Below are 12532 nucleotides of genomic sequence, written 5' to 3' on the forward strand. Positions count from 1 at the left end.
GCGTTTTTTTTAGTTTATAAATTAAAAAAATACGGATGAACAACCCAAAAATAAAAATCCAAAAAACCGAATTACTTTCTGATAACTGGTATATTTTAAACAAAGTAACTTTTGATTATCAAAAAAAAGATGATTCGTGGATTACCCAAAAAAGAGAAGTTTATGACAGAGGTAACGGCGCAGCCATTTTACTATACAACACCAAGCAAAAAACCGTTATTCTAACACGTCAGTTTCGTTTACCAACTTATTTAAACGGAAATGAATCAGGAATGATGATTGAGGTTTGCGCAGGTCTTTTGGACCAAGACCATCCGGAGCAATGCATCATTCGAGAAACTGAAGAAGAAACTGGATACCGCCTTACAAAAGTCACTAAAATCATGGAAACGTATATGTCTCCTGGTGCCGTAACCGAAATTTTATATTTATTTGTAGGCGAATATGATGAATCAATGAAAGTTAGTGCTGGTGGCGGAGTTGCGCATGAAGAGGAAAATATAGATGTTTTAGAAATGTCTTATGACGAAGCCTACGCGATGATCGAATCTGGCGAAATAACAGACGCCAAGACCATTATGTTGCTGCAGTACGCTAAAATAAAAAATCTCGTTTATAAATGAGCAGTCAAATTAAAGGAGCATTATTTGCTTTACTAGCCACTTTACTTTGGTCCGTGAACATGGTAATCGCCAGCGGTATTAAAGGTCACATTCCTCCTATTGGATTGGCTTTTTGGCGCTGGACAATCGCTTGCATCGTTTTGGCGCCATTTGCCATAAAAAGTACTATTGAAAATTTCAAAATTGTAAAAAAACACATTCGATATCTTACGCTTACAGCTGTATTGGGCATCACCATATTTAATACGCTCATTTACTTTGCAGGAAAAACAACAAGTGCAGTCAATTTATCGTTAATTGCCATTTCAATTCCGTTGTTTATTGTTTTACTCTCCAGGATTATTTTTAAAGAGAAAGTTTCCAATATGAAAATAGTGGGAATTACAACTATTATCACAGGTGTTCTTGTTCTCATTACCAAAGGTTCTCTTCAGGCCTTGCTTCATATCAATTTTACCATTGGAGATTTATTGATGCTTGTAGCTTGCTTCTTTTTTGCCTACTACACTATATTAGTGCGACAAAAACCAAATGAACTAAACCCAAAAGTATTTTTATTTAGTGTTTTTGTTATTGGCACCATTTTCCTATTCCCTTTTTATATTTGGGAGCATTTATTTTATAAAAAAGTGATTTTAGACACTAAAACAGTATTAACGACTAGCTATGTTGGGATATTTGCTTCTTTGGTTTCCTACTATTTATGGAATGAAGCAATCAGATTAATTGGCACCTCAAAAACGGCATTAATCTATTATTTAATTCCAGTGTTCAGTGGGATTTTGGCCTATTTTTTTCTGGGTCAAGCCATAGTAATTACTCAGATTATAAGTATGGGAATCATCATTACCGGTTTATTGATAACCAATAGGACGTAACGAGTTTTAAGCTATAATAGAAATAAAAAAGGTGCAATGAAGATTTTTTCATTGCACCTTTTTTATACCAAAATAATTATTCTACAAAATGACTATTTGTTAGGTTGTGGTGTCATTCTTAAATAAGGTTTCACTCTTTCGTACCCTTTTGGAAATTTAGCGGCAATATCTTCGTCTTTTACCGCTGTCGAAATTACTACTCGATCACCATCTTTCCAGTTTGCAGGTGTTGCTACGCTATAATTAGCCGTTAACTGTAAACTATCAATTACGCGAAGCAATTCATCAAAATTTCTTCCCGTAGATGCTGGGTACGTCAAGGTTAATTTTATTTTTTTGTCAGGTCCAATAATAAACACCGAACGAACTGTAAAACTTTCATTTGCATTGGGATGAATCATATCATACAATTGAGCTATATGTTTGTCTTCGTCAGCAATGATAGGGAAATTGACTACTGTATTTTGCGTTTCATTGATGTCTTTAATCCATTCCATATGAGAATCTAATCCGTCAACACTCAATGCTATAACTTTTACATTTCTTTTTTTAAATTCAGGATAATAATTTGCCACTGTCCCCAGTTCAGTTGTACAAACTGGTGTAAAATCTGCGGGATGCGAGAATAAAATACCCCAAGAGTCACCCAGCCAATCGTGAAATTTTATTTTTCCTTGCGTTGTTTCTGCTTCAAAATCCGGAGCAATATCGCCTAATCGTAATGATGCCATACTAATTTCTTTTTTATTGATTACTAACAATCTAAGTTATTGAATTAAGAGCAATAAAAATTAAAACAAATCTTAAAATTGTACTAAAAAAATAACAAGATGTAGCTGACGATTATTCTTTGTTTCAAAAATAATTTAGGTAAAAAAAAAGTTTGTTTGGGACTAAAATCCCTAGCCCCGATAAAAGTGGAAATCCTTTATAGGAGTAAATCCTGAAAGGTTTACTCCTATAAAGATTGTAACGGATAGCGGGAAAAAGCTCCAAAAAACAAATAGGTAAAAATATTATTTCTTTTTTATATTGGGCAAGAAATAAGTAAAAACGCCAATCAGTGGCAGAAAAGAACTTAATTTATAAACATATTCGATACTCGTTTGATCAGCAACGTAACCCAAAATTGCCGACCCTAAACCGCCCATACCAAAGGCAAAACCAAAAAACAATCCCGAAATCATTCCCACTTTTCCAGGCATTAATTCTTGTGCAAAAACCAAAATTGCTGAAAATGCCGAAGCAATAATTATTCCTATAATAACCGATAATGCTCCGGTCCAAAATAGATTAGCATAAGGCAATAGCAGCGTAAATGGTGCTGCGCCAAGTATGGAAATCCAAATGATATATTTCCTTCCAAAACGGTCTCCTAAAGGGCCTCCGATTAGCGTTCCCGCTGCTACGGAAGCCAGGAAAATGAACAAATGAAACTGCGATTCCTGTATGGTTAATCCAAATTTATGCATAAGATAGAACGTGAAATAGCTGGACATACTGGCCATGTAGAAAAACTTGGAAAATATTAACAGCAATAAAACTGCGATTGACAAATTGATTTTTCTTTTTGACAATGGAACAGCGACATCTTCATTAACTATTTTTTTTGCAGCGCGAAGATTCAGATGATTTTGATACCACAGCGCAATTTGGGACAAAATAATGATTCCCAAAATACCTGCAATCACAAACCATATTATATTAGACTGTCCAAAAGGAGCCACAACTAATGCAACCAATAAAGGACCTATCGCACTCCCAGAATTACCTCCCAATTGAAAAATAGATTGTGCCAAGCCACGCTTTCCACCTGACCCTAAATAAGCAACACGAGAAGCTTCCGGATGAAATATGGAAGAACCAATTCCTACAAATGCAACGGAAACCAGCAACATCCAGAAAGAAGTCGAAATCGATAAAAATCCCAATCCCGTAATGGTAAATAACATCGCGATTACTAAAGAATAGGGCTTTGGATATTTATCAGTATAAAAACCTATAAAAGGCTGCAAAATAGAGGCTGTCAGTTGGAAAACGAATGTTATCAATCCGATTTGAGTAAAACTAAGACTAAAATTTTCTTTAAGTATTGGATAGGTAGAAGGAATAACTGATTGCATCAAATCATTTAACAAATGTGCAAAAGCTATAGAAAACAATACAGAATAAACTGTTTTTTGAACTAAAGGCGCTTGGATAGTTTGTGATGCTGTCGCTGAGGAAATATTCATATTCTAATTAAAATAGTGTTCGCAATAAATTATAAAAAAATGATTTAAAGATTAAATAAACTGCACCACAAAATACCAAAATACCAAAGTGATAAATGATAATGGTATTCCAAACCCAATCATCATACTACTTAGTCTAGGTTTTAAACCATGGGAAGAAGCTAAGATACTTGCGGTTATCATAGGAGCCATAGCAGCTTCCATAATAGCTACCTGAATCGTTTTTGAATGCTGTTGTAAAATTACGACATACAATAAGTAGATTAGAGCCGGAGTCAATATTAATTTATACAAAAGTCCCAATCCTAAGAATTTCCAATGTTGGCTTCTCCTATCAAACCGCAATTGCAATCCTACGGAAAGCATTGCCAGAGGAGTCATCAAACTACCTACTTTTTGCAAGCCAAACTGAATATATTGGTGGAAATCGAAGTTTAAATTATTCATTAAGCATGCCACCAAAAAAGTGATAAATGGAGGAAAAAAAATAATTTTTTTTGCAATATGAAGACCGTTTGGACTTCCTGTAGAATATAAAGTTGCAACGAGAATTCCCAAAGTGGAGAGTACTACAAACGAGCCCGGCTGATCAACCAATATAGCTGTTTTTAATCCCTCCTCACCATATACCGCTTGAATTATGGGAAAACCTAAAAAGGAAGTATTCCCCAAACCGGCAGTTATTATTAAACAACCAGTCAGCTTTTTAGACCAACCAAATCTATTTCCCAAAAAGCTAAAAAACAAATACGATATTGCAAATCCAATCCATGCCACACTTATAGGAAATAACAATTCGCTGCTCCATTTTATTTTTGGTATGTAATATAAGGCTAAAGCGGGAAGACAAATGTAAATTACAACGTCGTTTATGACCTTATGAGTATTGAACGGCACCCATTTCGCCTTTTGCAATACAATTCCCAGCAATAAAAAAACGAAAATTATAATGAAATTGTACATAGTATTTAATTGACCACAAAAATACTATTAAAATTATTGCGAGAAAGAAATTGCACTTTAAGTTTCAATAAAAAATGCGGATTTCAAGCCGATTATTCCTCTGGGGTTTTTATACTGCAATATATAATATCCTACAACTTTTATCACTGCAGAAATAAGTATTTTCATTACTTTTACTTTTCAAATAATACGCTTTGCCAAATAAAAAATCCCATCCAAGTGCTTTACACGAAAAAGCTGGAATTTCTCCTCCGGAAATGATCAGTTCTGACTCCGTGAAAAATATTCAGCAATTTAGAAAATTACAACCTTCATCAGCAGAATTAGTTGAAGGAATTTTAGCAGGAAATATAACGGCATTAAGTCGTGCGATTACTTTGGTGGAAAGCACTAATGTTAGCCATTTGGCAAAAGCGAATGAAGTAATCAATGCCTGTTTACCTCATGCCAACAAATCGGTTCGAATAGGAATTACAGGTGTTCCCGGCGTTGGGAAAAGTACGTTTATTGAAGCTTTTGGAAAATACTTAACCGGTTTAGGGAAAAAAGTGGCAGTGCTAGCTGTTGATCCCAGCAGTACGATTTCGCACGGAAGCATTCTGGGAGATAAAACCCGAATGGAGGAATTGGTAAAAGATAAAAACGCATACATACGACCTTCGGCTTCAGGAGAAACTTTGGGCGGTGTGGCTCGAAAAACACGGGAAACCATTACACTTTGTGAAGCGTGTGGTTTTGATACAATTATTATTGAAACTGTGGGGGTTGGCCAAAGCGAGACTGCTGTTCACAGCATGGTAGATTTCTTTTTACTTTTGAAAATTTCAGGCGCCGGCGATGAATTGCAAGGCATCAAACGCGGAATTATGGAAATGGCCGATGCGATTGTCATCAACAAAGCTGATGGTGATAACATCAAAAAAGCGCAATTTGCTAAAGTGGAATTCAATAGAGCATTACATCTTTTCCCAGCCAAAAAATCGGGATGGACACCCACAACTTCTAGCTGCAGCGCTATCACACATGAAGGCATTCCAGAAGTTTGGAAAACTATTGAGCAATTTCTTGAACTGACAAAAGGTAACAATTACTTATTTGAAAAACGAAAAGAACAAAACCAATATTGGATGTTGGAAACCATCAATGAACAATTAAAGCTGAATTTTTACAACCATGTCCAAATTCAAAAATTACTGGATTCAACGAAAAAAGCGGTGCAAAATGATGAAATTTCACCCTTTGCAGCCGCCAGTTTACTATTGAAAACGTATTTTAAAGATTAGTGTACAACAGGTATACTTTCTAAAAAAATATTTTCTAACGAATGTTCCCCACCGAATTTTTAGCGGTATCATGTTTCGTTTTTAACACACCGTTTTCTATGGTAAAAACAATAAGAACTTGAGTTTGCAAAGTATCTTTTACACCTGAAATCGCTTTTACACCGGCAGTTTTATTTTCAACAATAACATATGCCAATTGATATTCCCCATCTGGCAATTCCATTACTGAATCACTATCTGCATCTTGTATTTTCAAAACTATTTTTGCATTTTTCGCATAAGAAGCTGCAGCAGCACCACCTCCGGCACCATCCGCTAAATTACCCACACTGGAAACCGCTGCAGATATAATTGCGCCGCCTGGTAAAGCGCCACCCAATAAAGAAGCACCTTGCGATAATGCACTACCAGCAGCATGTAAGCCCTGATTCACCTTTTCACCAAAAGCAAGGCTTTCGTTTGCTGACAATTCTGTGATGCTCATGTTGCGAATATTAACTTTGTACCCTACGTTCGCCGGAAACAAAACCACACATCCATTTTCAATTAATGTAACATTTATTTTACCTGCATTTACTTTCTCACCAAATGTTGCACCTTGTGTCTGTTGAGCCACCGTTACATTCATCGAGATTCGGTTTGGCATTCCTCCATTGATGTTGTTTATATTGCTTTTATTATTAGCGGCCATTCCGGGCATTGCCTTTGCTTCTTTTTCATTTAGAGTAGTACCTATTTGTACTTTTTTGTCTGTCATAGATTGATCTGAACTTTTCTGCTGAGCAAAACTATTTTGCCCCAATAAAAGAAGAACAATAAGAACTTTTGAAATTGTTTTTAAATGCATCATCGTAATTTAGTTTTAAGGTTTATACTATAATCAATTAAGAATCATTTTTACTACATCAATTAAGACTCATTTTTACTACCTTATTTATATTAATAAAGCAATCCTACCTGAACCACCTCAACATTAAAGTATTAAAGTTAATAAATTAGATTTAAATCATCAAAAACATATGTATTTACAAAGAAAAAAGCGGTTACAAAAGATGATATTTCACCTTTTGCAACCGCCATTCAATTTTATTAAAAAATATTTTATTCTTCGTAAAGCTTAATCTCTCTATCGTAAAATTCGTTGGCAAGAACGATTAATCCCTCCATTTCTGCATTTAATTCCCCTTCATCAAGGTCTTCTGCCTCTTCCATAAACTCTACCTCATCATCTTTTAGATTTATAATAAATCGAGGGTAATCCAAGTGGATGATAAAAATATCTTCCGGAAAATCAGTGTTGTCGCCTAATAAAAATTTTGGTAATTCCATATTTCAAATTTTGTATAATATATTGCTGTAAATTGTAATGCTGTAAAAATAGGTAATTTATTAATTTTTTATAGGGATTGAAATCTAAAAATATATTTAGTCCGTTAGAAACTGTCTTTCTTTCTGTTTTTACAAAAGGTCTAAAATACACCTAAGTTGTAGATTAGCCCTGATGGAAGCGGCATCCTTTGTGCCCGGGTTTCGGGCATAAAGATACAGCGCACAGCGGGTGGAATTATGTTTTGAAAATTATTATTTTCTGCTACAAAAACTACTATTTATCAGAAAGAATAACTGGTGCATTCCCTCGACCATTCATAAAAATGATTTTAGTGTTAGGAGAAGCAGCCAATTCTTTTTGTGCTTTTATTTGCTCGTATTGCAATTGCTTATCGGATAAACCGGTTGAAATAATTCGTTGATAATCAGCAATACCTTGCGCCTCCACCCTTTTACGTTCTGCTTCTTGTTTTTCTTTTTGAAGAATAAAAGTCATCTTTTGAGCATCTTGCTCAGCGTTAATTTTACTTTCGATCGACGCTTTTACTGATGTTGGAAGATTGATGTTTCTGATTAACAATTGCTCTAGAACTAATCCTCTTAACTTGAAATCAGCTTCAATAGTTTTGAAAATTCGTTGTTGAAATTCATTTCTTTTGGTAGAATATAATGCTACTGCATCATAATAAACAGCGTTATCACGAATACGGGTTCTGGTTACTGGACGCACAATTTTATCAGAATAATTTACCCCAATTTGTTTGAAAATTTTTGGTGCAGATTCCGGTGAAACTCGGAACAAAACTGTCAAGTCGATTACCACTTCCAGTCCGTCATTTGACAAGACTCGAATTGCGTCGTCACCAGCTTCAGCACCTTCACCATGAACGGCTGACATGGTATAATTTTGCGTTTGAATATCAAATTCGGTTACATCCAAAAGCGGATTAATCAAATGCAATCCACTTTCCAGAACATCTGGTTGTACACTCCCATAGAGAGACTGAACACCAACTTTTCCTGCATCAATTTGTTTGAACATGGAAGAAAAAACGCCTAAAACAATTAACAAAATTCCAAAAAATTTAAGAACATTTGCGAACTTTGAAAATGGATTTACATTGGTTCTTAATGTAAAACTTACAATTAATAAAATTATTCCAAGAATAATAAATAGTATCATTTTTTGATTGGTTTGGTTTGTATGCTTATTATACGAGAAAAGAAATTAGAAGTTACATTGTAAGAACATTATTATTATTTATGATTCTCTAAAACTAATTTTCTTGTTAATCTTGCAAAACGAATATACAGAAACAAAGCTGCCGAAGATAATCCTGCCAAAAGCCCAATCCAGATTCCTACCGCTTGTAATGATGTATATTCCCCCAAATAATACGAAATGGGAAAACCGATAACCCAATACGCCACAAAGGTTATGTACATTGGAATTTTCACATCTTGTAACCCTCTTAAAGCTCCCAGAACCACTACCTGAATTCCATCTGAAATTTGAAAAACAGCGGCAACTAAAAGTAACTTGGAAGTTATTATTATTATTTCTGTGTTATCAATAATTTGAGCAGAATCATTCATATTCAAAAATAAATGAGGCAGAAATTTATGGAATAGTACAAAAATTACCGCAAAAAAAGTTTCTAGAATAATGGCCAATAAAAAGATAGATCGGGCTATAATAATCAAACTTTTATAATCATTCATTCCTTTAGTGTGACTCACTCTAATCATAGCGGTTACGCTCAAACCCATAGCAACCATAAAAGTTGATGATGCCAGAATAAGTGCAATTTGATTGGCTGCCTGATTATTTTTACCTAATGAGCCCGAAAGCCAAATTGCAGCGGTAAACAACGTTACTTCAAATAACATTTGCATTGCTGAAGGCAAACCAAGATTGATAATCTTTTTTAAAATTGATTTTCGGATCTCTTTAAAACTAAAGTTTTTGAAGTAGCTTTTGAACGCTTTATTATGTCGCATCAGTAAATCCATAAAAACTACCATCATAATCCTAGAAATCACAGTTCCTAATGCGGCCCCAAGAATTCCAAGTTTTGGGAAAATCCAAATTCCATAAATCAACATATAATTGAAAAATATATGAACCACATTAGCCATAAATATAGCATACATGGAATATTTAGTTTCCGCTAGACCATCTGCAAATTGCTTATAGCCCTGATAAATAATAACTGGAATCAAAGAAAAAGCAACCCAATCAATATAAGGAGCAGCCATGTCAGCGACCGCTTTAGGTTGGTGCATCAGATACATCACTTGTTTAGACAATACCGTCAGAATAAAAAGAGCAACTCCCAAAACGGTACATAACAATAAACCGTGGTGAAAAGTGGTGCGAATTTTTTTCTCGTTTTGTTCCGCATTAGCCTCGGAAACCAATGGCGTGATGGCTGTAGAAAACCCTATTCCCAGAGATAAGGCTATGAAAATAAAACTGTTACCTAACGAAACTGCAGCTAACTCGGTAGAACCAAGCTTTCCTACCATGAAATTATCAACGATACCTATTAAAGTATGTCCTAGCATTCCTAAAATTACAGGATACGCTAATTTGATATTATAAGAAAACTCTTTAGTATATTGAGATAAATTCACTTTTTGTTTTTTTTTGGTAAAGATAATTATATGGTTTCAATTTTATCGGTACAATTAGTAATATATCACCCTAAATGAAGCCGTTATCTGCACAAAACAAGGAATTCTATAACAAAACCCAATAATTCTATAACAATGTAGACTTATTCTACTACTACATTTGCAGAGTCGTTTTGTAAGATTAAGAAACAAAATGGCAAAACCAATTATTAAATAAAATATTACAATTATGAAAATTTCAGGAAAAATTAAAACAGCATTAGTTTTAGCAATCTCAGCAATGTTCGCAAGTAACGTTGAAGCTCAAGAAACAAAAGAAGTTAAAAATTACGATCAAGGATTTCGTTTAGGAGTAGGTATAAATGGTGGTGTTCCAACTAATAATGACGTTTACAACTTTGCATTAGGAGCTGATGTTAGAGGTCAATACGATTTAACTAAAAGATATTCTCTTTTGTTAACTACAGGTTTTACAAACATGTTTAAATACAAAGATGCGCAAGATCCAACTAACACTAAAGATTTAGGTTTTATCCCTGTAAAAGCAGGTTTCAAAGCTTTCGTATGGAATGACGAATTTTATGTTTTAGGTGAAGTTGGTGGTGGAATCGCTGTTACAAACGGTCATAAACAAGATACTTACTTATGGTCTCCAGGTGTTGGATATGCAGGTAAAGATATTGATGTAAGTTTACGTTATGAAGGATACACAGAATATGATACAAATCAAATTGCTTTACGTATCGCTTATGGTTTTAAACTATAAAACTATTTTGAATTAATTTAAAAAAATGCGCTGAAATTCGGAGGGTAGTGAAAAACCTCACTTATTTTGATTAACGTTCTTTTTTAGATAATAAAAAAAACGCTTGTAACAGGATTTTAAGCATCCGTTATGAGCGTTTTTATTTTTGTAACTGTTTTTTATTGTAGGTTGTATAAGGCGGTTTTTGACTTTTACAGTTTCATTTGACAAAATACATGTGTAGATTACATTTTCTACATTAATTTGAGTATTCTTTTTAAGTTGACTGTAAAAATCGCTATTGCTCCTTGCATTTGCATATTGGTAATACCCTATGATATCGCTCTATCATAACCGTGTGCATTTTTTAACTCGCTATTTTTGGCCTCTATCTTGTATCGATGTTTTGCTTTTTCTTTGTAATATTCTGTTTCTTGAAAAGCCATTTGGTCTTGATGCAATTCTGATTTTATGGATACCGAATACGTTTTTGTTTTGGCTCCATCTTTGTAACAACCTTATTTTAAAGGGCAAGACTTGCATTTTTCGACATCAAAATAATAAGTATCTACTTGATTTGTCCCGACATCTTTGGCTCCTTGACCTGCTTTTCGTATTGCCAAATGTCCTGCTGGGCAAACAAATCGATCGGCATCTTTATTGTAATCAAATTTATCTTCATCCTTTCTAAATCCTTGTGTTATCGATGGATTTAGTCTTGCTACTACTTTAATGTTTTGTTCAATTGTGATTTTAAGGTTTTCTTTTCCAGAATAAGCAGCATCACCAATAATGGTCTCTACATCAATTCCGTTTTCTTGACTAACTGCTAAAAGTTTAGGTAATTCTGGTCCATCTCCTTTTTCTCCTGATGTAACTACAGCTGCAGTAATGATGCGTTCTTCGGTCATGGCCAAATGAGTCTTATAGCCAAAGAAGGAACTATCGGCAGATTATATGACCCGTTTTAGCATCTGTATCTTTTGATAAAGTTAAATTTTCCTGAGTATCTTCTACCGTTTCTTTTAACAGGTTTAATTTCTCTTTCACGGCGGGTATTGAACTTATAGATGGCTCATTTTCTATACGTGTTTCTAACTCTCTGCAATAAGCCAGCTCCTTTTCTAAATCATTGTTGGTATTCTTTTGGGGCATACGCTCTTTGAATTGGTCGTCAAAAGTGTATATTGTTTTTCGAAGTAGCTTTGAAAGTTCTCTCAATACTTCTATGGCAGAAAATGGATTGGATCTTGATAACGTATGTGTGGCATCAACAATAATGCACTTCGAACGAATTATCCCCTTTTCGAGAGCTATGGTTACAGTTTTTGTTTATTAACAGATTTAGTAAGTCCGTGTCTTTCAAACGTAGTTTTCTAAATTTTGTCAACGAACTAGAATCGATAACATCCTCTTCTGGGTTCATATCCAAAAAATATTTAAACGACATATCGTAACGCGAACGTTCCACTACATCAACATCGGAAAAGGTGTAAATTGTTTTAAGAAGTAAATACTTAAACATTCTAACAGGACTTTCTGCCATACGTCCGTTATTGGTGCAGTATTTATTTAATAACTCATCGTAGATAAATGAAAAATCTATCAAATCGTTAATTTTTCTCAAAAGATTATTCTCTGGAACTATTAAATCATACAACGAAGAATACTCGCTGAACGCTATTGTTTGTTACTGTACTAACATCTAAAAACCATTATAATTACAGCTAAATAAACGAAAAAAGGAACAGAAAAACTTCGTTCTCTACTCCTTTTTTTTAATAACTTTTTTGAAAAAAGACTTTTTCAGTGCCCTCGAAATTCGGGGCTTTTTACATAT

Annotated in this window: 11 protein-coding genes and 1 pseudogene; 4 read left to right on the forward strand and 8 right to left on the reverse strand. The window is 34.3% G+C overall.

What is annotated here, in order from left to right; all coding sequences use genetic code 11:
- The first annotated feature begins 35 nt into the window (after window positions 1-35).
- A complete protein-coding gene (gene nudK / locus ACFX5F_RS06400) occupies window positions 36-623 on the forward strand; it encodes a GDP-mannose pyrophosphatase NudK (RefSeq protein ID WP_379851029.1) in 588 nt (195 codons plus the stop codon).
- On the forward strand, window positions 620-1501 hold the full coding sequence (locus tag ACFX5F_RS06405; protein ID WP_379851031.1) for a DMT family transporter: 882 nt from the start codon (window positions 620-622) through the stop codon (window positions 1499-1501). The genes nudK and ACFX5F_RS06405 overlap by 4 nt, the downstream gene beginning before the upstream one ends.
- Before the next feature lie 92 nt (window positions 1502-1593).
- Here the strand turns inward: ACFX5F_RS06405 and ACFX5F_RS06410 are convergent, their stop codons facing one another.
- The 3 genes from ACFX5F_RS06410 to ACFX5F_RS06420 form a co-directional block, all read right to left on the reverse strand.
- Window positions 1594-2232: a peroxiredoxin gene (locus tag ACFX5F_RS06410; protein WP_379851033.1), complete on the reverse strand. Its 639-nt coding sequence runs from the start codon at window positions 2230-2232 to the stop codon at window positions 1594-1596.
- A gap of 285 nt (window positions 2233-2517) precedes the next feature.
- A complete protein-coding gene (locus tag ACFX5F_RS06415) occupies window positions 2518-3735 on the reverse strand; it encodes an MFS transporter (protein ID WP_379851035.1) in 1218 nt (405 codons plus the stop codon).
- 51 nt (window positions 3736-3786) lie between these two features.
- Window positions 3787-4698: an AEC family transporter gene (locus ACFX5F_RS06420; protein ID WP_379851037.1), complete on the reverse strand. Its 912-nt coding sequence runs from the start codon at window positions 4696-4698 to the stop codon at window positions 3787-3789.
- Between the two features lie 194 nt (window positions 4699-4892).
- On the opposite strand from ACFX5F_RS06420, the gene meaB reads away from it, so the two are divergent.
- Window positions 4893-5981, forward strand: coding sequence for a methylmalonyl Co-A mutase-associated GTPase MeaB (gene meaB, locus ACFX5F_RS06425; protein WP_379851039.1), 1089 nt, complete (start codon window positions 4893-4895; stop codon window positions 5979-5981).
- Between the two features lie 34 nt (window positions 5982-6015).
- Here meaB and ACFX5F_RS06430 read toward each other — a convergent pair whose 3' ends face one another.
- From ACFX5F_RS06430 to ACFX5F_RS06445, 4 genes are all read right to left on the reverse strand, one after another.
- Window positions 6016-6831: a hypothetical protein gene (locus ACFX5F_RS06430; RefSeq protein WP_379851041.1), complete on the reverse strand. Its 816-nt coding sequence runs from the start codon at window positions 6829-6831 to the stop codon at window positions 6016-6018.
- 251 nt (window positions 6832-7082) lie between these two features.
- Window positions 7083-7310 carry a DUF8828 family protein gene (locus tag ACFX5F_RS06435; protein WP_073210534.1) on the reverse strand — a complete coding sequence of 76 codons (228 nt, stop codon included), beginning with the start codon at window positions 7308-7310 and terminating at the stop codon, window positions 7083-7085.
- 274 nt (window positions 7311-7584) lie between these two features.
- Window positions 7585-8493 (reverse strand): prohibitin family protein, encoded by a 909-nt coding sequence (locus ACFX5F_RS06440; protein WP_379851043.1) that lies wholly within the window; start codon window positions 8491-8493, stop codon window positions 7585-7587.
- Between the two features lie 74 nt (window positions 8494-8567).
- Window positions 8568-9947 carry an MATE family efflux transporter gene (locus ACFX5F_RS06445; protein WP_379851044.1) on the reverse strand — a complete coding sequence of 460 codons (1380 nt, stop codon included), beginning with the start codon at window positions 9945-9947 and terminating at the stop codon, window positions 8568-8570.
- A 229-nt stretch (window positions 9948-10176) separates the two neighbouring features.
- On the opposite strand from ACFX5F_RS06445, the gene ACFX5F_RS06450 reads away from it, so the two are divergent.
- Window positions 10177-10713: a hypothetical protein gene (locus ACFX5F_RS06450; protein ID WP_379851046.1), complete on the forward strand. Its 537-nt coding sequence runs from the start codon at window positions 10177-10179 to the stop codon at window positions 10711-10713.
- A 233-nt stretch (window positions 10714-10946) separates the two neighbouring features.
- Here ACFX5F_RS06450 and ACFX5F_RS06455 read toward each other — a convergent pair.
- A pseudogene (locus ACFX5F_RS06455) lies at window positions 10947-12376 on the reverse strand (IS1182 family transposase).
- Between the last annotated feature and the right edge of the window lie 156 nt (window positions 12377-12532).

It is taken from the genome of Flavobacterium zhoui (genome assembly GCF_042787235.1).
Classification (GTDB): Bacteria; Bacteroidota; Bacteroidia; order Flavobacteriales; family Flavobacteriaceae; genus Flavobacterium; species Flavobacterium zhoui.